Origin of the sequence: Paraburkholderia kururiensis, from assembly GCF_034424375.1 — a bacterium.
Lineage (GTDB): Bacteria > Pseudomonadota > Gammaproteobacteria > Burkholderiales > Burkholderiaceae > Paraburkholderia > Paraburkholderia kururiensis_A.
The window spans coordinates 4,770,035-4,792,836 of sequence record NZ_CP139965.1 but is presented as its reverse complement, the minus strand read 5'-3'; the positions used below and the strand labels follow the sequence as shown (position 1 = coordinate 4,792,836).

Annotated in this window: 21 protein-coding genes; 13 read left to right on the top strand and 8 right to left on the bottom strand. The window is 66.0% G+C overall.

Going from position 1 to position 22,802, the window contains the following annotated elements:
* Positions 1-130: 130 nt before the first annotated feature.
* Positions 131-1,369: a GGDEF domain-containing protein gene (locus U0042_RS21550; protein WP_232833224.1), complete on the bottom strand. Its 1,239-nt coding sequence runs from the start codon at positions 1,367-1,369 to the stop codon at positions 131-133.
* Positions 1,370-1,848: 479 nt separating this feature from the next.
* On the opposite strand from U0042_RS21550, the gene U0042_RS21545 reads away from it, so the two are divergent.
* Positions 1,849-2,412: an arsenate reductase ArsC gene (locus tag U0042_RS21545; protein WP_114809220.1), complete on the top strand. Its 564-nt coding sequence runs from the start codon at positions 1,849-1,851 to the stop codon at positions 2,410-2,412.
* A gap of 65 nt (positions 2,413-2,477) precedes the next feature.
* Here U0042_RS21545 and U0042_RS21540 read toward each other — a convergent pair whose 3' ends face one another.
* Positions 2,478-3,419, bottom strand: coding sequence for a LysR family transcriptional regulator (locus U0042_RS21540; RefSeq protein ID WP_114809221.1), 942 nt, complete (start codon positions 3,417-3,419; stop codon positions 2,478-2,480).
* Positions 3,420-3,569: 150 nt separating this feature from the next.
* Here U0042_RS21540 and U0042_RS21535 point away from each other — a divergent pair, with 150 nt between their 5' ends.
* Together U0042_RS21535 and U0042_RS21530 are read left to right on the top strand one after the other, a co-directional pair.
* Positions 3,570-4,664 carry a tartrate dehydrogenase gene (locus U0042_RS21535; protein WP_114809222.1) on the top strand — a complete coding sequence of 365 codons (1,095 nt, stop codon included), beginning with the start codon at positions 3,570-3,572 and terminating at the stop codon, positions 4,662-4,664.
* Between the two features lie 135 nt (positions 4,665-4,799).
* The gene (locus tag U0042_RS21530) at positions 4,800-6,098 is read left to right on the top strand and encodes an MFS transporter (protein WP_114809223.1); all 1,299 of its coding nucleotides are present in this window, start codon (positions 4,800-4,802) and stop codon (positions 6,096-6,098) included.
* Positions 6,099-6,113: 15 nt separating this feature from the next.
* Here the strand turns inward: U0042_RS21530 and U0042_RS21525 are convergent, their stop codons facing one another.
* Positions 6,114-6,845 carry a FadR/GntR family transcriptional regulator gene (locus tag U0042_RS21525; protein WP_232833238.1) on the bottom strand — a complete coding sequence of 244 codons (732 nt, stop codon included), beginning with the start codon at positions 6,843-6,845 and terminating at the stop codon, positions 6,114-6,116.
* Between the two features lie 264 nt (positions 6,846-7,109).
* On the opposite strand from U0042_RS21525, the gene dgoD reads away from it, so the two are divergent.
* The 3 genes from dgoD (at position 7,110) to U0042_RS21510 (ending at position 9,120) form a co-directional block, all read left to right on the top strand.
* Positions 7,110-8,258, top strand: a complete 1,149-nt coding sequence (gene dgoD, locus U0042_RS21520; RefSeq protein WP_114809224.1) for a galactonate dehydratase — start codon at positions 7,110-7,112, stop codon at positions 8,256-8,258.
* A 251-nt stretch (positions 8,259-8,509) separates the two neighbouring features.
* Positions 8,510-8,812 carry a hypothetical protein gene (locus tag U0042_RS21515; protein ID WP_114809225.1) on the top strand — a complete coding sequence of 101 codons (303 nt, stop codon included), beginning with the start codon at positions 8,510-8,512 and terminating at the stop codon, positions 8,810-8,812.
* A gap of 71 nt (positions 8,813-8,883) precedes the next feature.
* The gene (locus U0042_RS21510) at positions 8,884-9,120 is read left to right on the top strand and encodes a YodC family protein (RefSeq protein ID WP_419150452.1); all 237 of its coding nucleotides are present in this window, start codon (positions 8,884-8,886) and stop codon (positions 9,118-9,120) included.
* Positions 9,121-9,154: 34 nt separating this feature from the next.
* Here the strand turns inward: U0042_RS21510 and U0042_RS21505 are convergent, their stop codons facing one another.
* Positions 9,155-10,084 (bottom strand): CopD family protein, encoded by a 930-nt coding sequence (locus tag U0042_RS21505; RefSeq protein ID WP_114809227.1) that lies wholly within the window; start codon positions 10,082-10,084, stop codon positions 9,155-9,157.
* 452 nt (positions 10,085-10,536) lie between these two features.
* Between U0042_RS21505 and U0042_RS21500 the strand changes: the two genes are divergently transcribed.
* The 4 genes from U0042_RS21500 (at position 10,537) to U0042_RS21485 (ending at position 15,269) form a co-directional block, all read left to right on the top strand.
* On the top strand, positions 10,537-11,271 hold the full coding sequence (locus U0042_RS21500) for a c-type cytochrome (RefSeq protein WP_114809228.1): 735 nt from the start codon (positions 10,537-10,539) through the stop codon (positions 11,269-11,271).
* A gap of 21 nt (positions 11,272-11,292) precedes the next feature.
* A complete protein-coding gene (locus U0042_RS21495; protein WP_114809229.1) occupies positions 11,293-12,588 on the top strand; it encodes a c-type cytochrome in 1,296 nt (431 codons plus the stop codon).
* Between the two features lie 180 nt (positions 12,589-12,768).
* On the top strand, positions 12,769-13,389 hold the full coding sequence (trhA, locus tag U0042_RS21490) for a PAQR family membrane homeostasis protein TrhA (RefSeq protein ID WP_114809230.1): 621 nt from the start codon (positions 12,769-12,771) through the stop codon (positions 13,387-13,389).
* 290 nt (positions 13,390-13,679) lie between these two features.
* Positions 13,680-15,269, top strand: coding sequence for a DEAD/DEAH box helicase (locus tag U0042_RS21485; RefSeq protein ID WP_114809507.1), 1,590 nt, complete (start codon positions 13,680-13,682; stop codon positions 15,267-15,269).
* A gap of 93 nt (positions 15,270-15,362) precedes the next feature.
* On the opposite strand, the gene U0042_RS21480 is transcribed toward U0042_RS21485, so the two are convergent.
* The 3 genes from U0042_RS21480 to U0042_RS21470 all read right to left on the bottom strand — a co-directional run bounded on the left by U0042_RS21480 (position 15,363) and on the right by U0042_RS21470 (position 18,658).
* Positions 15,363-15,881: a hypothetical protein gene (locus U0042_RS21480; protein WP_114809231.1), complete on the bottom strand. Its 519-nt coding sequence runs from the start codon at positions 15,879-15,881 to the stop codon at positions 15,363-15,365.
* A 25-nt stretch (positions 15,882-15,906) separates the two neighbouring features.
* On the bottom strand, positions 15,907-16,740 hold the full coding sequence (locus U0042_RS21475; protein WP_114809232.1) for a ferritin-like domain-containing protein: 834 nt from the start codon (positions 16,738-16,740) through the stop codon (positions 15,907-15,909).
* 280 nt (positions 16,741-17,020) lie between these two features.
* The gene (locus U0042_RS21470; protein ID WP_114809508.1) at positions 17,021-18,658 is read right to left on the bottom strand and encodes a gamma-glutamyltransferase family protein; all 1,638 of its coding nucleotides are present in this window, start codon (positions 18,656-18,658) and stop codon (positions 17,021-17,023) included.
* Between the two features lie 203 nt (positions 18,659-18,861).
* Here U0042_RS21470 and U0042_RS21465 point away from each other — a divergent pair, with 203 nt between their 5' ends.
* Both U0042_RS21465 and U0042_RS21460 read left to right on the top strand, forming a co-directional pair.
* On the top strand, positions 18,862-19,641 hold the full coding sequence (locus tag U0042_RS21465; protein WP_017772739.1) for a DeoR/GlpR family DNA-binding transcription regulator: 780 nt from the start codon (positions 18,862-18,864) through the stop codon (positions 19,639-19,641).
* A 372-nt stretch (positions 19,642-20,013) separates the two neighbouring features.
* Positions 20,014-20,211, top strand: a complete 198-nt coding sequence (locus tag U0042_RS21460) for a hypothetical protein (protein ID WP_114809234.1) — start codon at positions 20,014-20,016, stop codon at positions 20,209-20,211.
* A gap of 304 nt (positions 20,212-20,515) precedes the next feature.
* On the opposite strand, the gene U0042_RS21455 is transcribed toward U0042_RS21460, so the two are convergent.
* Entirely contained in the window at positions 20,516-20,878 is a 363-nt protein-coding gene (locus tag U0042_RS21455; protein WP_114809235.1) for a hypothetical protein, read from the bottom strand.
* A 298-nt stretch (positions 20,879-21,176) separates the two neighbouring features.
* Between U0042_RS21455 and glpD the strand changes: the two genes are divergently transcribed.
* Complete coding sequence (gene glpD, locus U0042_RS21450; protein WP_114809236.1) at positions 21,177-22,706, top strand: glycerol-3-phosphate dehydrogenase; 1,530 nt, start codon at positions 21,177-21,179, stop codon at positions 22,704-22,706.
* The last annotated feature ends 96 nt before the right edge of the window (positions 22,707-22,802 follow it).

Genomic DNA, 22,802 nt, shown 5'->3' with positions numbered 1-22,802 from the left:
GAGTGGGACAGAACCCTGTGTTCGAGCTCCGCCCGCATCCTCTCAACCTGCTCGCGCAAATCGTCGCGCTGGAGATCACCGCACTCCCAGAGGAACACTTGATCGCTTGATGGCCAAGGCGCGATCGCGCCTACACCGTCTTTGCTTGTGAGTCCAAAGGATGAAGCGACACATCGCTCCCTGCGCCGACCGCCTCGCAGACGTCGCATGCCCCGTCGCTTGTCGCAGGCGCCGCCATCACGCAGTTGCGACCGTGGTCCTTCGCGGCATACAGCGCGGCATCGGCACGCGCCATCGCATCCGCGAAGGTATCGCCCTGGCCGAACTCGGCAACGCCTGCGCTGAACGTGCACTTCGCGCGGCCGTCCTGCTGCGGCATCAGCGCGGCAATCGATGCCCTGAGTTGGTCGGTGAGCCGCGCCGCCTCGGCCTTGCTCGCGTCGGCAATCAGCACGCCGAATTCTTCGCCGCCCAGTCGCCCGAACAGGTCGGTACAGCGAATGCCCTTCGAGATGGCCGCGGCAAAACACGCGAGCGTCCTGTCGCCGGCCGCGTGGCCGTAGCGGTCGTTGATGGTCTTGAAGTTGTCGATGTCGAGAATTGCAATGGAAAGGCGCTTGCCCGACGCGCGCGTCGCGTCCAGCAGCGTCTTGCCGCGCGCCATGAACGCGCGGCGCACCAGCGTGCCGGTGAGTTCGTCGATGGTGGCCATACGCTCCATGCGTTCGGCCATTCTGTCGTGCGCGAGCATCACCATGCCGATCGACAGGCACGGCAGCGTGAGGATGCCCATGCCGACAAACGCCGTATTGAGCGGCGTGGCTTCGAGGAACGTGGTCTGGTGTGCGAAGCCGAAGCCGTAGGCAAGGCCTCGTCCGACATGGACTGCCGCGCCCAGTATCGCGGAGACCGCCACGAACAGATAGCTGTATCTCGGACGACCCGGCGGGCGAAAGCGGTAGGCCATCCAGCCCACCGCGATGCGCACGTAGCCCAGAAACGCAGAGAGCAACGACACGCGAGCGTCGAGATCGACTGAGGCAAAGGTCCAGTAGACGAAGCCCGACACCACTGCGCCTGCGAGCAGATACTCAGGGAAAAACGATGGCCGAAGAAAGAAGAACTGACGGAAGCCCTGCACGACGAGCAGCGCTGCAAGGACGAGCATCACACCAACAGCGGCCGTGACGATAGCGGGCGGTGCATCGCGCTGCACGAGCAGCAGCGCGAGTGCGACGGCGAGCACCACATACCCGGCGCACCAGCGGCCAAGACCCGGAATGCGTGCCTGCAGCAGTGAGCCCAGCACCGCCACGCTCATCACGCAGGACATAATCGCAATGCCGATAAATGCGACGGGGCTGGACATGGCTCGATTGGAATTTGGGCGCTGAGAAACCCGGAAGAAAAGCGTCCGGCAAGCAAACGCAGCCTGTTGACTGTCCTCCCGCGGAACGATCGTATGGTATCGCAACTATTACCGACATCCGCCCGATTTTGCCCGCGCGCCCGGTAACTACAACAGGCTCGATGCATGACTTCGCGGAGAGCGTCGCCGGGTATGCGTTTGCGTCCCATGACATCCAACCTTGCACACGATGCGCATGTTCAAGCGCCGTTTGCGCCGGGCGGATATGCCTCTCAACAAGCGCGCTGGCTTCCTGTATCCTTTGCGACCTTTTCGCCGCAGAGCCAGGAAAGACCAGGCGAAACACCAGGCTCCGCGCGGCACGTGGGCTTCACTGGCGACGAAATTGCCATGTCACAATTCCGTCACCCATGTGCAAGAGTCCGGCTGCACAATTGGCGCCCACAACGAAAAATGCATGCATGTTACGGGGTAGTGCTGTGACCGAAAAATACAAGGTGCTGTTTCTCTGCAAGGAGAATTCGGCACGCAGCATCATGGCAGAAGCCTTGTTGCGCGAACTGGCGGGCGACCGTTTCGCACCGTTCAGCGCCGGAGCGGATCCGGCATCCAAGGTGCACCCCCTGGCCCTGGCCCAACTGCGCCCAGGCATATCGGAACTCGGCCGGCTCAATCCGAAGAGCTGGCACGAGTTCACGGGACAGTGGGCGCCTCGCATGGACATCGTCATCGCGCTGGACAGCCGCGTCACCGAGTACCATGCGCCCGCCTTCCCAGGCGAGCCGGAGTTCTGCGAATGGAGTTTCCCGGACCCGCTCGCCGAAGGCATGACGGACGCCGAACGGTCGCGCGCGTTCGAACGCGTCTTCTGGCAGATCCTGCGCCGCGTGAGCGTGTTCATTTCGTTGCCGCAGTACTGCAATGGTTCGTCGGCACGTGGAACATCGACGACTGTGCCGGCGACGTTGCTCGATGCAAGCGGCGACATGGTCTCGCCTTCGCTGGACCGTCATACCGGTTCGCGCGAGGCGGCTTGCGCGTAGGCTTTTTTCAACCGATCACGCCAGCTGCGCCGCACGGCGTGATCGGCCCGGTTGAACAAGCGCCATCACCTCACGCTGCGCCGCTTCTTCCCCTTGCCCATAGGCCGCGTCAATTCCGCGGCCAGAAAATCGACGAATGCCCGCACGCGCGCCGACAGTTGATGGTGCGGCGCGTAGACCGCATAGATGTCGGCGCCCGGCGTGCGGTACTCGGGTAGTACCTGCACAAGCGTGCCGTCGCGCAGATACGGCGCGATGTCCCACTCCGCGCGCATCAGGATGCCGTGCCCGTCGAGCGCCCACTTCACCGCGATCTCGCCGTCATTCGTCGCGAGATTGCCGCGCACCCTCACCGTCTCCGTTTTCTGTGCGGCACCACGACCACTCGTGAGTCGCCATACGCCATAACCGTCGCCGCCCTGGCGAATGCCGATGCAGTTGTGCTGCGCGAGTTCGCGCGGACTCTTCGGCGCCGCGTGCCGCCGCAGATACTTGGGCGACGCGCACAAGAGCCGCCGGTTCGGCGCGACGCGTCGCGCAATCACGCGCGCGTCGGGCGGTTCGCCGAAACGGATGCAGACGTCGAACGCGTCGTCGCTGAGCGGCGGCGGATCGACGGAAAGCTGCAACTGCGCCTCCACATCGGGATAACGCTCGACGAATCGCGAGATCGCGGGCGCCACATGGCTGCGGCCGAAGCCGAGCGTCGCGTTCACGCGCAAGAGTCCCTTCGGCACCGCGCGCGAGCCGCCGAGCAGCTCGGCAAGCTCGTCCATCTCGCCGAGAATCTGCCGCGCCCGCGCGAGATACAGCTCGCCTTCCGGCGTGAGGCTCATGCGGCGCGTGGTGCGATTCACGAGCGCAACGCCCGCGCGCGCTTCCATCTGCGCGAGATGTTTGCTCACCGCCGCCGTCGAAAGACCGAGTTCGCGCGCAGCCGCGGTAAGGCTGCCGCTACCGGCGAGCGTCGAAAAGAAACCGAAGTCGTCGGGCTGGATGGTGGCCATGGAGCAAGGAAAACGTCGTAAAGATCGGTGATAAAGCGAGCCGATTCTTAACGTGAGGTTAAAGGCGGTTTCAGTCTAGCACCGTTCCTGGCCGCGCTTTCTGCGCGACGATAGCCGCCACATCTACAGCTTCGAGGGAGACACACGGACATGAAGACCTGGCGCATTGCCACCATTCCCGGCGACGGCATCGGCAAAGAAGTGGTGCCCGCGGGCCAGCGCGTGCTGGAAGCGCTTGCGCAGCGTTCCGATGCGTTCGCATTCGAGTTCGAAAACTTCGACTGGGGCGGGGACTACTACCGCCAGCGCGGCGTCATGATGCCCGCCGACGGACTCGACGCCCTGCGCAACAAGGACGCGATTCTGTTCGGTTCGGCGGGCGATCCGCACATTGCCGACCACATCACGCTGTGGGGCCTGCGGCTCAAGATCTGCCAGGGCTTCGACCAGTACGCGAACGTGCGCCCCACGCGCATCCTGCCCGGCATCGATGCGCCATTGAAACGCTGCGCGCCTGCGGACCTCGACTGGGTGATCGTGCGCGAAAACTCGGAAGGCGAATATTCGGGTGTGGGCGGCCGCGCGCATCAGGGCCACCCCATCGAGGTGGCAACGGACGTTTCGATGATGACGCGCGCGGGCGTCGAACGAATTCTGCGTTTCGCGTTTCGTCTCGCGCAATCGCGTCCGCGCAAGCATCTCACGGTGATCACGAAGAGCAACGCGCAGCGCCACGCCATGGTGATGTGGGACGAGATCGCCGTGCAGATCTCGAAGGAGTTTCCCGACGTCAGCTGGGACAAGGAACTCGTGGACGCCGCCACCGCGCGCATGGTGAACCGTCCCGCGTCGCTCGATACCATCGTCGCGACGAACCTGCACGCGGACATCCTGAGCGACCTCGCCGCCGCGCTCGCGGGCAGTCTCGGCATTGCGCCTACGGCGAACCTCGATCCCGAACGCCGCTACCCGTCGATGTTCGAGCCGATCCACGGCTCCGCATTCGACATCATGGGCAAGGGGCTCGCCAATCCGATCGGCACGTTCTGGTCGGCGGTCATGTTGCTCGAACACCTGGGAGAAAACGCCGCGGCGCGCGTGCTGATGGCGGCCATCGAGCACGTCACGGCCAACCCCGCGCTTCATACGCGCGACCTGGGCGGCAGCGCGACCACGGCACAGGTGACGGACGCCGTCTGCTCGTACGTCGCGCAACACGCAGCGCTGGTTCAGCAGGCCGCCTGAGCGCATCGCTCATCTCGTTGCCTTTTCTCGCGCTGAAATCGCGCGGTGAGAGCAACACGAAGCAACACCGACCATACGAAGAGCCGCCGTCGTGCGCTACCCGTGCACGACAGGCGACCTCCACTGGAGACGACCATGACTTCCGACCTGCCCGCCCGCGTCGTGCGCAAGCTGACGTGGCGCATCCTGCCGTTCGTGATGCTGCTCTACTTCGTGAGCTTTCTGGATCGCGTGAACGTAGGCTTTGCCGCGATCTCGATGAACAAGGCCATCGGACTCACGCCTGCCATGTTCGGTCTGGGCGGCGGCATCTTCTTTCTGGGCTATTTCCTCTTCGAGGTGCCGTCGAACCTCATCCTCAACAAGGTCGGCGCACGCGTGTGGATCGCGCGCGTGATGGTCACGTGGGGGCTCGTGTCCGCGGCGTCGGCGTTCGTGAGCGGACCGCACTCGTTCTATGCGCTGCGTTTCCTGCTGGGCGTGGCCGAGGCCGGTTTCTTTCCCGGCATCATTCTCTATCTGAGCCAGTGGTTTCCCGCTCGCCAGCGCGCGATGGCCGCGGCCGCGTTCATGGCGGCGGCGCCGCTTTCCACGGCGATCGGCTCGCCCGTTTCAGGCGCGTTGATGGAATTGCCGCCCATGCTTGGCCTCAGCAACTGGCAATGGCTCTTCCTGATCGAAGCGCTGCCCGCCATCGTGCTCGGCTTCGTGGTGCTGCGCGCACTCACGGACTCGCCGGAAAAAGCCGCGTGGCTCGCGCCCGAAGAGAAGGCCTGGCTCATCGCCACGCTGCGCGACGAGCATCGCGAACGCGAGTCGCAGGCGGGTCATACCGAAGGCGCGCTGCGGGCGCTGCGCGATCCGCGCGTGCTGGTCATGGCACTGATCTACTTCGGCACGTCCGCGGGGCTCTATACGCTGGGCTTGTGGGCGCCGCTCATCATCCGCCAGTTCGGCTTCAGCGCGTTCGGCACCGGCATGCTCAACGCGATACCGAGCGTGCTGGCCGTGGTGGGCATGATCGCCTGGGCGCGTCATTCGGACCGCGCGAGCGAACGCACGTGGCACGTCGTCATCCCGTGCGTAGCGGCCGCCGCGGGACTCGCCTTCTGCGGCATCGCGCAGACGGCAGCGCAGGTCGTGCTGGCGCTCGTCGTGGTGAACGTGGGTATCAGCGCCGCGAAGGCGCCGTTGTGGGCCATGCCGGCGTCGTTCCTTTCGGGAGCGGGCGCCGCCGCAGGCATCGCGATGATCAATTCGATCGGCAACCTGGGCGGTTTCGTCGGACCCTTCGCCATCGGCTGGCTGAAGTCGGTGACGGGCGGTTACGCGGCGGGCCTCTACGTCGTCGCGGCGAGCCTTGGCTTGTCGGCCGTGCTCACGCTCGCGATTGCACGCGGCGGTTTGCGCAGACATCCGCAAGCTGCGCAGTAGGCGCAGCCTCGCGGCTTACTCCTCCATGCGAGCGCGCGTGGTGGAAAGCAACGCCGCCATGGTTTCTCGCGCGCGTACCGTGTCGCGTGCCTGAATGGCTTCGAGCACCGCAGTGTGGTCGGGCAACGCGGCGTTGAACACGTCGGCACGCTTGGCGTTCACGCGCAACTGGGCCTCCAGCGTGCGCTCGATCAACGCGCCGAGCGGAATGAGCAACTCGTTGCAGCACGCGTCCAGCACGCTCAGATGGAATTGCAGGTCGGCGCGCACCCATTCGTCCTCGTTGCGGGCGGCCGCCATGGCGGCGTGCGCCTCGGCGATGGCGGCAAGCGCGGCTTCGTCGTGTGCGGCAGCAGCGAGCGCGGCTGCGTACGGCTCGATCATTTCGCGCATTTCCTGCAGCTTCATCGCGAACTTGAGCGGCGGCGCCACGCGCGCGTACCAGTTGAGCAGGTCCGCATCGAGCAGGTTCCACGCGTCACGCGGACGCACACGCGTGCCCACCCGCGGCCGCGACTCCACCAACCCCTTCGACGTCAGCGTGCGCAGCGCTTCGCGCAGCACCGTGCGGCTCACGCCGAAGGCCTCCATGAGTTCCGCCTCGCGCGGCAGGACCGATCCCGGCGCATAGTCGCCGCGCAGAATGGCCGTGGCGAGTTCGTATGCCACGCGGCCGTGCAGATCGTTCTGAATGGCTGTTCTCCGTTGTGCTTGTACTTGTGCGGCCGGCTCGCAGCGCCAGGCCAGGCTGGACCGCCGCTCGCGGGCGGCGGGTCTTCGCGCGCATCCGGCAAAGGCAGCCGCGCGAAAGCGACCGCGATTATCGGACATTCCCGGCGCGCCGGGCATGCGGGACCGCAATACGTGGCCATGTGGCGCGATGCGGCCGCAATAGTACTATTAATAGTACTGTTTTGCGTTTTGCGCTAGGATATCGCCACTCGACGCGGCGCCTCTTTTTCCACGCAAACGGCCGCCGCGCAGTCACGGCATTCGCAAGGAGACATCGCCATGAAGATCACCCGCCTCGAAACGTTCATCGTCCCGCCGCGCTGGCTGTTCCTCAAGATCGAAACGGACGAGGGCATCGTCGGCTGGGGCGAGCCGGTTGTGGAAGGTCGCGCCCATACCGTGGAAGCCGCCGTCCACGAACTCGCGGACTACCTCGTCGGCAAAGACCCGCTGCTGATCGAAGACCACTGGCAGGTCATGTACCGCGCCGGCTTCTATCGCGGCGGCCCGATTTCCATGAGCGCGATCGCGGGCATCGACCAGGCGCTCTGGGACATCAAGGGCAAGCATCACGGCGTGCCCGTGCACGCGCTGCTGGGCGGCCAGGTGCGCGATCGCATCAAGGTCTACTCGTGGATTGGCGGAGACCGTCCGCACGACGTGGCGAACAACGCGCGCGCCGTGGTGGAGCGCGGCTTCAAGGCGGTGAAGATGAACGGCTCCGAAGAGCTGCAGATCATCGACACTTTCGAGAAGGTGGAAGGCGTGATCGCCAACGTGGCGGCGGTGCGCGAAGCCGTGGGTCCGCACGTGGGCATCGGCGTGGACTTCCACGGCCGCGTGCACAAGCCCATGGCGAAGGTGCTGGCAAAAGAGCTGGACCCGTACCGCCTGCTCTTCATCGAAGAGCCGGTGCTCTCGGAGAACGTGGAAGCGCTGCGCGACATCGTCAACCAGACCAACACGCCTATTGCGCTCGGCGAGCGGCTCTACTCGCGCTGGGATTTCAAGCACATTCTGGCGGGCGGCTACGTCGATATCATTCAGCCCGATGCGTCGCACGCGGGCGGCATCACCGAGTGCCGCAAGATCGCATCGATGGCGGAAGCCTACGACGTCGCGCTCGCGCTGCACTGCCCGCTTGGGCCCATCGCGCTCGCCACGTGCCTGCAGATCGACGCGGTGAGCTACAACGCGTTCATCCAGGAGCAGAGCCTCGGCATTCACTACAACCAGGGCAACGATCTGCTCGACTACATCCGCAACCCCGAAGTGTTCCGCTACGAAGACGGCTTCGTCTCGATTCCGCAAGGCCCCGGCCTCGGTATCGAGGTGAACGAGGACAAGGTTCGCGAGATGGCGAAGGTGGGCCACCGCTGGCGCAATCCGGTGTGGCGCCATTCCGACGGAAGCGTCGCCGAGTGGTGATGCAGCGAAGGCGAGCCCAATTGCGGCGCTCGCCCGTTACGTGACATCGCGCGGAGCACGTTTCGGTTACGTAACGTATCCCGCGTTTTTTCAGGCCTGTGTTCGCCGGCACACACACGCGTGTTGGCGGGCACGCCCGCCGCTTTCCCTTGCCCCACAAGGCCTCGCGACCGCGCCCACGACGCGTGGCGCGACTCTGGCCCACTCCTTGCTGCCGACCGTGCAAACGACAGCAAAAACAGGGAGTGCATATGGGCGAGTTCCTTCCCGACTATCTGATCCGCGAACAGGCGGCCGTCGGCGCGCTGTTCGCGTTCGGCGTGCTGCGTGTGATCGGCGCGGCCGTCGCGTTCGAGCGCGGCTGGCAGATCGGGCTGGTGGGCAAGTGCTTCGTCGCGGCGGCGGTGCTGTATTGCCTGCCGCAACTGTTCGATCTGCTCACGCAGATGTACGGGTCGCGCGTGGCGCTCGCGGAACTCGAAGGCAAGGCCGGGGGCTGCGCCGTGGCGCTGTTCTGCGCGCCGATTCTCGGTCATCGGCTCGGCTTCGAATGAGCGCGGCCCATCGCAACCGGCGCGCCGCGTGGGCAGCACGGCGGCCGTGTATCGCGCGCATCGCACGTGATGTGGCCGATGTGACTGCGGCGCCCGCCGCGGCTTCGGTGCAGTCGACGTATCGTGTCGGCGATGTCGTCGCGCTCAAGTCGGCGGGACGCGCGATGACGGTCATGTGGGCCGGGCCCGTCGTCTTCGACGAGGGCCATTGGGCGATTTGCCAGTGGTTCGACGACGCGGGCGAGCTGCGCCAGGAGATGTTCCCCGAGGCCATGCTCGTGCCCGCGCAATCGCGGCTCGCGTCCTGATACGCGGGCAGGCGCGCCCTTCGTCCCGTTTGCCTTAGCCCATCGCCATCGCGCCCGGCATGCTGTGCGCGAGCGCGGCCGCCGCGATGAACGCGCCCGTAATCGCCAGCGCTTCGAGATACAGCACGTTGGCGAACGTGCGGGCGTCCATGGTCGACGCCGTGCGGCGCAGGCGCGGCAATGCCTGGAAGCGATTCAGACCACCCAGCACGACAGCGAGCGCAACGAGCGTCAGCTTGAACACGAGCAGATGCCCCCACGTGCTGAGCGTGAGCGGCGCGAGCGATCCGCCCGTCCCACGCACCGCGCCGAACACGCCGGTCGCGATCACGAACAGCACGGCCACAAGCGACGTGGACGACAACTGACCGGCGACGCGAATCAGCACGGCACGCGCTGTCGATGTGCCGAGCGCGGGCAACACCGCGAATCCCGCCGAGATCACGAGCCCGCCCCACACGCTGGTGGTAAGCACATGGAGCGTCTGAATGCCGAGCGCGGCCGACGCAAGGCCGGCATCGGCAGCATGGCCTGACGCCGCCCGTCCCGCCGCGACGGCGATCACGGCAAGCCACAGCAGCGCGTCGCGCAGACGCCCCGCACGCGGCGCAAGCGTCATGACGAGCAACACGACAGACGCACCGAACGCGAACGCCCAGGCATGCCCCACGTGCGTCTGCGCCAGCAACGTCGGCACGGCGGACAAGGCATCGGTCAACGTCGAGCCGGTCACCGCGGCCGCTTCGTACAGCAACCACGCCAGTTGCGCGAGAAGCAAGGCGACGGCAGCCGCCACCGCCGAGCGTTGCGCGCGCATCGAAGCGACATGTGCGGGCGCCGCCACGGCGCGGCCATCTTTATCGAGCCACGCGCCGAGCAGCGCCGAACCCACGGCAAAGGCGAACGCCACGTCGACGAGGGCGGCCATCGTCACCTGCCCGAACCAGAGCCAGTCCATCGTCATCGGTCGAACCCCGCGGTCGCGCAAGGCGGAGGGCAGAAACGCGCGGCGCGCAACGTCGTACGCGGCGAGGAGAGAGAGTCGAATGGATTCATGAAGTAATGGGCTGGAGCGGGAAACGACGGCAAGGTAAGCAAACACGACCGCAGACGCGAGTGCGGCCCAAGATGGTAGCGATGATCGGCGCCGTTGTGGCGGGCACGCTTGCTGCGGCTATCGCGCCACCCAAGCGACCCGAAACGCCGAAACCCGCGGCCTCGTCAAACCGGCTTGCGGCGGCCGTTGCGGCAAACTGTCGCATCGCCGCTTCCTCTGGAACTTCGTTGCCTGTGGCAAATGGTCACCTTCACCCATCGATGATAGAATGCTGCGTCGCCGCAGCGCCGCCGTCTTTCATCTGGCGCGCGCAGCCTTCATTCCGAGCCAATCGAAGCTCGGTCAGGTTCCCGCCATTGATGGAGTTACGCGTGTCTTCAAGACGCATTTTCCGCCCGCTCGTCGCCCTTCTGCTGGCCGGCACGGCAGGCGTCTACAGTGCTGCGAATGCGCAGACGACCCAGCCCAAAGCCCCGGATACGATGGAAGCTCGCGTGCAAGGCTGCACGGCCTGCCACGGCTCGCATGGCCAGGGTACCGACAACGACTACTTCCCGCGCCTCGCGGGCAAGCCGGCCCAGTATCTGTACAACCAGTTGCAGAACTTCCGCGAAGGCCGCCGCAAGTATCCGCCCATGAATTACCTCGTCACGTATCTCTCGGACGACTACCTCCACGAGATCGCGACGTACTTCTCCCAGCAGCGTCCGCCGTACCCGCCGCCCGCCAAGCCCACGGTGGCCGCCGCGACGCTCGAACGCGGTCGCCAGATCGTGCTGAACGGCGACGCCGGCAAGCAGATTCCGGCCTGCGCGGCTTGCCACGGCAAGGCGCTGACCGGCATGGAGCCCGCCATTCCGGGTCTCGTCGGCCTGCACTCCGACTACATCAGCGCGCAGTTGGGCGCATGGCGCTCGGGCTCGCGTCACGCGGTGGCGCCGGACTGCATGCACACCATTGCAACGCGCCTTTCGGATGAAGACGTGAACGCCGTGGCCGCGTGGCTCTCCACGCAGCCGGCTCCGCAAAACCCCGTTCCGGCTCCGGCCCGCTCGATGAAGACGCCGCTCGCGTGCGGCAGCGAACCGCAATAAGGCGCCGGGAGAGACAACCAAATGAAACGCAAGTCCCTGTTCGCACTTTCCGCTGTGGTCGCCGTGGCGGCCGCGGCACTCGTCCCGGTGCTGTGGTCCGGCGGCGACAACCTGCACAACGGCGTCGCCGTTGCCGCCACGCCGGCCGACCAGGCCGAGCTCGTCAAGAAGGGCGAGTACCTGGCCCGCGCGGGCGACTGCATCGCCTGCCACACGGTGCGCGGCGGCAAGCAGTTCGCAGGCGGCCTGCCGATGGCCACGCCGTTCGGCACGCTGTACACGCCCAACATCACGCCCGACGACCAGTACGGTATCGGCAAGTGGAGTTCGGACGACTTCTATCGCGCCATGCACACGGGCCGCTCGAAAGACGGCAGCCTGCTCTACCCGGCGTTCCCGTTCACGAGCTACACGAAGGTCTCGCGCGCGGATTCGGACGCCATCTACGCGTACCTGCGTTCGGTGCCGCCGGTTTCGGTGCCCAGCCGTCCGCATGAACTCAAGTTCCCCTTCAACAACCGCAACCTGCTGATCGGCTGGCGCACGCTGTTCTTCCGCGAAGGCGAATACAAGCCGGACCCGACGCGCTCAGTGGAGTGGAACCGCGGTGCGTATCTGGTGGAGGGCCTCGGCCACTGCGGCATGTGCCACACCTCCATCAACATGATGGGCGGTCCGGTGAATTCGGCGGCCTTCGCGGGCGGGCTGATTCCCCTGCAGAACTGGTACGCGCCGTCGCTCACGTCGAGCGAAGGCGGCCTCGGCGCCTGGGACATCAAGGACGTCGCCGACCTGCTGAAGACCGGCGTATCGCAGCGCGGCGCCGTGTTCGGTCCGATGGCCGAAGTCGTGCACAACAGCCTGCAGTACCTCTCGGACGACGACATTCACGCCATGTCCACGTACCTGAAGACGATCCCGCAGAAGAGCGAAGCGCCGGAGCCGCTCCAGCTGGAAACGTCGCAAGCGTACGGCAGCGAACTGCTGGAGCAAGGCAAGAAGATCTACAACGACCAGTGTGCGAAGTGCCACGCGGAGAACGGTCTGGGCAAGCCGCCTGCGTTCCCGCCGCTTGCGAACAACCAGTCGATCCAGATGCAGTCGGCCGTGAACCCGATCCGCATGGTGCTGAACGGCGGCTATCCGCCGAGCACGTCGGTCAATCCGAAGCCGTATGGGATGCCGCCGTTCGCGCAGTCGCTGTCGAATCAGGAAGTGGCCGCGGTCGTCACCTACATCCGCATGTCCTGGGGTAACAAGGGCGCGCCGGTGTCGCCGCAACAGGTTGCCGATCTGCGTTCGGCGCCGCTCGACTGAGCGACGCGCTGACGCCAATCGCTGTACCCGGGGGCGCGGCCAGCGGATATCGCAGGCGGCGCCCCCTGTTTTTTGTGGGGCTTGTTTGACGCATTACGGACCGTGAAACAGCGGTCTGCCGCACCGGAACCATTGGCGCGTAAGGTCAGCAGCCATCACAGAGAGGAAGAAGGAACCAGCATGCACACCGGCGAGCGTTTCAACAGCATTACGCACCTCGTCGGCGCCGTACTCTCCGCAGCCGGACTGGCAACACTCGTCACGATGGGCGCGGTGGACGGCGACGCGTACAAGATCGTCAGCTTCAGCGTGTACGGCGCGATGCTCGTCGCGCTCTACACCATTTCCACGCTGTACCACGTGGCGCGCGGGCCGAAGCTCAAAGCCGTGCTGCAAAAGTGCGATCACTCGGCCATCTACCTGCTGATCGCGGGCAGCTATACGCCGTTCACGCTCGTGACGTTGCGCGGGCCGTGGGGCTGGTCGCTGTTCGGCGTAAGCTGGGGGCTCGCCGCGCTCGGCATCGGGCAGGAGTTGACGCTCGGGCGGCGTACGCGGGCCGTATCGATGGTGCTGTACGTGGCGATGGGATGGCTCGCGCTCGTCGCCGTGAAGCCGCTCGTGCATGCCCTGCCCGCGGGCGGCACCGCATGGCTCGTGGCGGGCGGTGTGATATACAGCCTTGGGATCTACTTCTTCATCAACGACGAGCGCATCCGGCACGGACACGGAATCTGGCATCTGTTCGTCCTCGCCGGCAGCCTCTGCCAGTTCGTGAGCGTCGCGCGCTACGTCGCGTAAGGCGCCACGGTCCTACCCTCGCGCAGCCGCCGCAGTGTCAGCGGCAGCGCGATGCAACTTAAAGCCAGCCGACGTGTCTCGATAGGCCGTCGACTTCTTCGGCACGCGCACTGGCGTGCCGCCCGGTTTTTACCGCGAAGGGCAGGCGCTTGCGCGCCGCCGCGCACCACCAGGCATGCCGACCGTGCACGCCGCCGCAGGCCCGTCCGGGCCATACCGCGGCGATGCACGGCATCATGCGAGCGCTGCGCGTATCGCCCTTCGCGTCACTGCATTGCAAACAGGTGTTTATGTCTTTCGACTCTCTCGGCTTGTCCGAACCGCTCGTCCGCGCCGTACACGAACTCGGCTATACGTCTCCCACTCCGATCCAGACCCAGGCCATTCCCGCCGTGCTCGGCGGCGGCGACCTGCTCGCCGGCGCACAGACCGGCACCGGCAAGACCGCCGGCTTCACGCTGCCCATCCTGCAGCGCCTTTCCACCATGCCGCCTGCGCCGGGCGGCAAACGCGTCGTGCGCGCGCTGATCCTCACGCCGACGCGCGAACTCGCGGCTCAGGTGGAAGAGAGCGTGCGCGCCTACGGCAAGTATCTGAAGCTGAAGTCGACCGTGATGTTCGGCGGCGTCGGCATCAATCCGCAGATCGATGCGCTCAGGCGCGGTGTGGATATCGTCGTGGCCACGCCGGGCCGCCTGCTCGATCACATGCAGCAGAAGACGATCGACGTCTCGCATCTCGAGATCCTCGTGCTCGACGAGGCCGACCGCATGCTCGACATGGGCTTCATCCACGACATCAAGCGCGTGCTCGCGAAGCTGCCGGCGAAGCGCCAGAACCTGCTGTTCTCGGCCACCTTCTCCGACGAGATCAAGGCGCTCGCCGACAATCTGCTCGACTCGCCCGCGCTGATCGAAGTGGCCCGTCGCAACACGACCGCGGAGACGGTCGCGCAGAAGGTTCACCCCGTGGACCGCGATCGCAAGCGCGAACTGCTCACGCACCTGATCCGCCAGCACAACTGGTTCCAGGTGCTCGTGTTCACGCGCACCAAGCACGGCGCGAACCGGCTCGCGGAGCAGCTCACGAAGGACGGCATCACCGCGCTGGCCATTCACGGCAACAAAAGCCAGTCCGCGCGCACGCGCGCGCTGGCCGAGTTCAAGGACGGCACGCTTCAGGTGCTGGTGGCCACGGACATCGCGGCTCGCGGCATCGACATCGATCAGCTGCCGCACGTCGTGAACTTCGACCTGCCGAACGTGCCGGAAGATTACGTGCACCGAATCGGCCGCACGGGGCGCGCGGGCGCGACGGGCGAGGCGGTGTCGCTCGTCTGCGTGGACGAGCTGCAACTGCTGAAGGACATCGAGCGGCTCATCAAGCGCCCGGTGCCGCAGGAAGTGATTCCCGGCTTCGAGCCGGATCCCAACGCGAAGCCGGAACCGATCCTCCGCCGCGGCCAGGGCGGCGGACGGTCCCAGCCGCGCGAAGGGCAAGCGCGTCCGCAAGGCGGGGCACCGCGCGCACCGAAAAAAGAGGCCCCGCGGGAACCTGCTCGCGGAACGGCGCACGCCGCCAAGCCCGCGCAAAAGGGCGCCGCGCATCCGCGTGGCAACGCACAGGGCAGCACGGCGCGAGCCGGCGCGAGCGCGAATGGAAACAGCAACGGCCACGCGCGCACGCAAGAGCCGCGTACCGCGAAGCCGGTCAAGCCAGGACATGCCGCATCGAACGGACACGGCGCCGGCAACGTTCGCAAGGACGCCCCTCGGCGCGATCAGGACAGCGGCGCAGCGCGCAGCGCCCGCAGGCCGCAAGGCAACCCCGGCGCATTGCTGGGCGGCAAGCCGCGCGGCAACGCATCGGGCAATCGCTGATCGCCTGCGTTGTGAGGTTGTGATGTCTTGAAGCACGCGCGCACCGCGGCGCGTTGCCGAACCCGCTGGACGCCCTGCCAGGCGCCCAGCGCGTCACCCTTCCGATGCGCGCCTGAGCAGCGCGATCTGTTCTTCCCAGCGGTGCAGCGCCGCTTCCCGCATCCCATCCTCGAGTTCGAAGCGAATCCCGCTCGTGAGCCGTGCGTAGTTCACGCGCTGCACTTCGCCTGCGGCAAGCGTGCCCTTGAAGCACGCCAGCGGCGGTGCGGCTTCGCCTGCAATGTGCATCGGCTCGAAGTCGAACTGCGTCTGATAGAACGCTCCGTCGAACACGAACGTGAGCGCGGCGGCGCCTTGGGCGACTAACGCTTGCGCGGCCCGCGATTGCGGCCACAACGCGATGCAAAGCGTGCGCGGCCCCGGCGCGTAAAGTTCGCCGATACCGAGCAACGCCGTGCGCGCCCGCCCGCCTTCGCCGGGCGTCACGAGCGACGCCGTGAATCCGGCCTTGCCAGCGAGCGACGTGCCGTCGAAGAGCGCGCGTAACGCATCCGGCCAGACATCGAAGGTCTGCTGTTGCAGCGCGTTGTTGCGCGCGGTCGGATCGCTCATGGCGCCACGACGTTGCACCCAGCTCTCACCGGAAGAACACGTGCTGCGTGATCTTGGCGAGCGGGTAATGCACGCCAGGCTGGATCTTCGCGGGCAGGTCGAGCGGCTTGAGCAGCATCTTCACGCACATGTCCGCCGACAGATTGCGGCGCACGAGCGCGTTCACGCGCGCCGAACGTTCGCGGTTATAGGCGGAGTCGTGCACGCGCTCGGGGTAGCGGATCGCAAAGACGTGACGAAGCGCGATCTCCGAGTCTTCGTTCTTGATCTCCATGACCCGGCGCATCAACGCCCCGAGCACGGCAAGCCGGCCGTTGCCCTCGATCTTGTTGTACTTCTTGAAGTACTTGAAAAAGTGCTTGTAGTGGCGCACTTCGTCGGTGCGGATGTTGTCCGTGATCTCCTTCAACACGGGCTCGTCCGAACACTCGTTGATGGCGCGATACAGCGTGGCGGTGCCCGTTTCCACGACGCAGCGCGCCACCATTTCGAGCGCGCGCGTCTTCTCGAATTCCTCGACGCTGCAGGTCTTCGAGTACTCGTCGAAGAAGTTGTGGAAGGCCGTGTCCCAGTCGAACTCCGGCCACACGTGCGCGATATAGGTCTTCAGCGCGCGGCCGTGCTGGAGCTCTTCGTGCTCCCATTCGTTGTTGAGCCACGCGGAGACTTCCGGGTCGTCGTCGAAGAACAGACTCAGGTTGCGCGTGTAGAGGTCGGTGCCGCTTTCGATGAACGAGGCCGCGCACAACAGCAGCAGCAGGTCTTCGTTGGCGGCGGCACGCTGACGGTCTATACGCGAGAGGTCGATGTCTTCGATACGCCAGGGCATTACATGGCGAGGCTCGATGTCAGTGCGCATTGTTTCGTGCTCCCAAGGCGACACCGGCGGAAGGGCGCAAACGCCACCGGGTTGGTTTGCACGGTGGTCCGCTCCCGCCGGTGAAACGTCATTGAAACGTCATACCCTTTCATGCTGCATCTTAGCTGTTGTTTCGCGAATCTGCAGTTAAAGAGCACAGACCGTACCTACGCACGGCAGTTCCGGCAAGAAGCTGTTTGAAATATTCCGTTGTAATGGAGAAGGTTTCTCTGTGGAGAGCGGCCGAACCCCGGGCCCCGGCAGCGGCTCGCTCTCGAATTCAGAACCCGGCGGCGAGACCGTCGCGGCGGCTGTCGCTTGCGGCGACGTAGCCACGTTCCGGCTCGTTGCGGTCGAGACGCCAGATGTACTGGCCGGAACCGAAGTCCATGTACGGGTCGTCGACGGACTTGATCGTATGGCCGCGCGCTTCGAGCGCGCGGGCGCAGGCCGGATCGAGCGTGGCTTCGACGTCGAGCGTGAAATCGCGGTTCACCTTCCAGCGCGGCGCGTCGCAGGCGGCCTGCGGTTGCTGGCCGTAGTCGAGCATCCGCACGATGGATTGCAGGTGCCCTTGCGGCTGCATGTCGCCGCCCATCACGCCGAAGCTCATCACCGCCTCCTCGCGACCGTCCACGCGCTGCGTGAGGAATGCCGGAATGATGGTGTGGAACGGCCGCTTGCCGCCTTCCACCACGTTCGGCGACTTCGGGTCCATCGAGAATCCGCAGCCGCGGTTCTGCATCGAGATGCCCATGTCCGGCACCACTATGCCCGACCCGAAGCCCATGTAGTTCGACTGGATGAAGCTCACCATCATGCCGCGCTCGTCGGCGGCGCTGAGGTAGATCGTGCCGCCGGCTTTCGGCATGCCGAAGTCGAAGTGCGTCGCGCGCTTCGGGTCAATCAGCTTCGCGCGTTCAGCAAGATACGCGTCGTCGAGCATCTGTTGCGGCGTGACCTCCATGGAGCGCGGGTCCGCCACGTAGCGGTACACGTCGGCGAACGCAAGCTTCATGGCCTCGATCTGCAGATGCTGCGACTCGACGCTGTCCAGCTGCATCGCGTTCACGTCGAACTGGGCGAGGATGCCGAGCGCGATCAGCGCCGCGATGCCCTGGCCGTTCGGCGGAATTTCGTGCACCGTGTAGCCGCGATAGTCTTTGGAGATGGGTTCGACCCAGTCGGCGCGGTAGTTGCGCAGGTCGTCCAGCGTCAGCGCGCCGCCGCCCTCACGCGCGAACGCGGCGATCCGCTCGGCGATTTCGCCCTCGTAGTAGGCGCGCGGGCCTTGCTCCGCCAGCATGCGCAGCGTCCTGGCGTGGCCGGGAAAGCGCACGAGTTCACTCACCTCGGGCGCGCGGCCGCGCGGCATGAAGGTCGCGGCAAAACCGGGCTGATCCTTGAGGTCGGGCACCGCGGCCACCCATTTGTGGGCCACGATGCTCGCCACCGCATGACCGCGCTCGGCAATTTCGATGGCGGGCTCCATCAGGTCGGCGAACGGCAGGGACCCGAACTTCGCGTGCAGCGCCTCCCAGCCGGCGATCACGCCGGGCACCGTCACGGCGTCCCAGCCGCGCTTGGGCTGCATCGCGAGGCCGTTCTCCTCGCCATAGCGGCGCCGGAAGTAATCGACGTCCCACGCGGCCGGCGCCACGCCCGATGCGTTGAGGCCATGCAGCTTGCCTCCGTCCCAGACGAGGGCAAAGGCGTCGCCGCCCAGGCCGCACGAAACGGGCTCGACAACGGTGATGGCGGCAGCGGCGGCAATGGCCGCGTCCACCGCATTGCCGCCCTTCCACAGCATGCGCAGGCCGGCCTGCGCGGCGAGCGGGTGCGAAGTGGACACGATGTTGCGGGCAAACACAGGCAGGCGGGGCGTGGGGTAAGGGTTGTGCCAGTTAAAGCGAGTCATGTCGTTTTCCAGTGTGGCCAGGGTGACGGAAGGCGAAGCAGCGAAACCGGGCATTGCAGCGCGAAGCCGTTCAAAGCGCAAATTCATTTATGGCATGAATAAATGCGGGGCGCATCTGAATCCGGCGCAGCGCGGGGAAGTCTTAAAATACGCCGACCCGCACAACAAGAGATGCGCCCGTACGCGCCACCGGCACAGACACCATGACACGAGACCCCCGCCTCACCCTGAACGCACGCCAACAGGAACTGCTCGAGTGGGTGCAGCGCGACGGCTTCGTCACTGTGGACGACCTCGCGGCGCATTTCGACGTCACGCCGCAAACCATCCGGCGCGACGTCAACTGGCTCGCCGACCTCAACCTCCTGCGGCGCTACCACGGCGGGGCCACCCTGCCCACGAGTTCGGAAAACGTCTCCTACACCGCGCGCCAGCGCATGTTCCACGAGGAAAAGCGCCGCATCGCTGCGCTCGCCGCCACGCACATTCCCGACCAGGCGTCGCTCTTCATCAACCTGGGCACCACGACCGAGGAAGTGGCGCGCGCGCTGAACCGCCATCGCGGCCTGCGCGTCATTACCAACAACCTCAACGTGGCCAGCATGATGAGCGGCTACCCAGACTGCGAGGTGCTCATCACGGGCGGCATTGTCCGTCCGTGGGACAAGGGGATTGTGGGCGAGCTCGCCATCGACTTCATCCGCCAGTTCAAGGTGGATTTCGCGATCATCGGCACCTCGGGAATCGAGACCGACGGCACGCTGCGCGACTTCGACACGCGCGAGGTGCGCGTGGCCGAAGCCATCATGTCGCATGCGCGCACGGTCTTCCTCGTGACCGACCATTCGAAGTTCGGCCGCCCGGCGCTCGTGCGCCAGGGCCACCTGAGCCAGGTCCACGCCCTTTTCACCGACGAGGCCCCGCCCGCCGACATGACCGAGACGCTCACGCAGACCGGCACCCAGGTATACGTGGCGAAGTGAGCACGGCATCGCCGCGAAACGCGCCGATGCCGACGTGAGGCGCCGCGGAGCCCGCTCACTCACCTGAGCGTTTGCTGCACCGCACGCGATACTTCGAGTGAAATCAAGGATTTGCCCGCACGGCCAAACCGCTTGTCGATGGCCCGCTTGTCAAAGGGAAAATTTTCGGGGCGCGGTTTGTACATCAGTGTGCGGTTGACTACACTCCAGTTCCCCGCCGCCATGCGGCCACGCGCGCTGCGCATTGGCCCTCGAGCCCGGCTCTCACGCCGGGCAGCGGCACTGCCGAAGCCTTCCGCCGTATCCGTTCGTCTCGCCCCCGGCCGATGCCGCGGCGAGCCCGTCGGGTCCGGCCCACTGGAGAGGACGACGATGCTGAGCCCGCATGAATTCGCCACGCTACTGCTCGTGAAGGACGCTCCGAACCAGCTCGACATGGAGCGCGAGGAACTGGACGCGCTGCTCGAGCGACAACTCGTTCAGCTCGAACGGCTCGCTTCCGGCAACCAGCGGTGGCGTCTCACGGAAACGGGCGATACCGCGCTGCGCGCAATCAAGCGTCTTTCCTGATCTGCCGGCTGGGGTGGATTCCGTAGGCTTTGCGCGTGCCGCTTTGCCGGCGGCCATGAGCGCGGCCGACGGGTGACCGCGAACCGCCAGCACCTTTTCGAATCCGTGCAGTTGCGACCAGCCAGCCGCCGGCTTGGCTGCACGTCCCTCCCCGACGCAGGCGCACGACAGTCAGTGCGCACGTGTGCCTGCAATGACAGTCACGCGCCCCGCGCGCTTCGTGGTCGCGTGACTTTTTTTGTCTGCGGGCGACGCTCCGCGCCCCAGCTCTCGATACCGCCGCAAGCCTTTACGGCCGCTGCGCTCAGCCCGCCCGCAGCGTCGGGTCCACCGCCGCACGCCAACTGACCGCGTTGGCCCGCTGGTCGTTGAAGAACGTCACCCACTGGTTACGCAGCTTCGGATCGCTGCTCGTAGCCAGCGCCGCGTAGCGCTGGGCGATCAGCGTCTGGAACGCGCAGTATTCGTCCTTCGAGATACGGCGGTGCCGGCTCGCCACATAGGCGTCGAGCAGCGTGGAGTAGACCGGCTGCGCGTCGTTGCCGTAGTCGATCGCCTGGGTGCCGCACATCTCCTGGAGCGAAGCGAGCGACGGCGCACCCCACCCTCCCGCCACGCCCGCCGACGGGCTGATGCAGCCACTCAGCAGCGTCGCAACGCCCACCATTCCCGCCATTGCCCTGATCGTCTTCACCTCAATCCTCCTTTGCCTCGTCGTTCACGGCCCCGCACACGGCGAGCCGCAGCCACGGCACCGAGTATCGCCGCTCGCGCCCGCACGTGCCACCGGCGCGGCACGATTCATCAGACCCTAACTTTACATTTTCGATTTTGTTCATTAGAGTTCGAAAACGAACATTATAGGTTCGATAGCCTTTCGTTCCATCCCTATCCAACAAGCATCCGGCCGGCCCCTCGGCGGTCATTCGATCGCAGCGCCGGTCCATCACGCGGAGACACAGCAGGTGACGCAAGGATCAAGGTTCGATCTGCTCGTCGTAGGCGGCGGCATCAACGGCGCGGGCATCGCGCGCGACGCCGCAGGTCGCGGCTTTTCGGTGCTGCTGTGCGAACAGGACGACCTCGCCGCGCACACGTCCTCGGCCAGTACCAAGCTGATTCACGGCGGCCTGCGCTATCTGGAGTACCGCGAGTTCGGACTGGTGCGCAAGGCGCTGCAGGAGCGCGAAACGCTGCTGCGCGCGGCGCCGCACATCATGTGGCCGCTGCGCTTCGTCATGCCGCACATGCCGGATCTGCGGCCCGCGTGGTTGATCCGCGCCGGTCTCTTCCTCTACGACCACCTCGCGAAGCGCGAGCTGCTGCCCGGCTCGCGCGGCATCGACATGCGCCGGCACGCCGCGGGCGCGCCGCTCGTCGATTCCATCCGGCGCGGCTTCGTCTATTCGGACGGCTGGGTGGACGACGCCCGCCTCGTCGTGCTCAACGCGCTCGACGCGAGCGAGCACGGCGCACGCGTCATGACGCGCACCAAGCTCGTGAGCGCGGTGCGCGCGGGCAACGAGTGGCACGCGAAACTGCAGCGCGCCGACGGAACGTCGTTCGACGTGCGTGCCGGCGCCATCGCCAACGCGGCTGGTCCATGGGTGGCCGAACTCCTGCACGGCGCGCTGGGCCGCGGCGCGCAGCACAGCGTGCGGCTCGTGAAAGGCAGCCACATCGTCACGCGGCGCCTCTTCGATCACGACCACGCCTACATCTTCCAGAACCCGGACAAGCGGATCATCTTCGCCATTCCGTACGAGCGCGAGTACACGCTGATCGGCACGACGGACATCGAATATCGCGACGACCCGGCACACGTGGCCATCGACGCGGGCGAAGTGCAGTACCTCTGCGATTCGATCAACCGCTACTTCAAGCGCCACATTGCGCCGGCCGATGTCTGCTGGACCTATTCGGGCGTGCGTCCGCTGCTCGAAGATGAGAACGCCGACAACCCGTCGGCCGTGACGCGCGACTACAAGCTCGAACTCGACGCGCCCGAAGGCACCGCGCCGCTGCTCTCGGTGTTCGGCGGCAAGATCACGACGTTTCGCAAGCTGGCCGAAGAGGCCGTCGATACACTCGCGGGCGCGTTGGGTCAGAAGGCACCGGCCTGGACCGCCGGTGCGCCACTGCCGGGCGGCAACATCGAACGCGCGGACTTCGAAGGTTTTCTCGCACGCTTTCAGCGCGAGCACGCATGGCTGCCCGCCGATCTCGCGCGGCGCTACGCACGCGCCTATGGAACGCGTGCGACGAACGTGATCGGCCACGCGCGCTCGCTCTCCGAGTTGGGCCGCGCCTTCGCGCCGGGGCTCTACGAAGCCGAACTGCGCTATCTGCGCGACGTCGAATGGGCGCGTAGCGCGCAGGACGTGCTGTGGCGCCGCTCGAAGCTGGGCCTGCACGTTGAGCCGGGCACGCTCGCCGCAGTGACGGCCGACATCGACGCGTGGTTCGCACAGGAGCCCGCAGCACGCGCGGCATGAAGCCGGCGCGCATGCCGTCGATCGGCACAATGGATCAGTAGCTCAGTAATCGGACCGCAGTCGAACGGTACGCAGAACAACAGGCTTTTCCCCGTC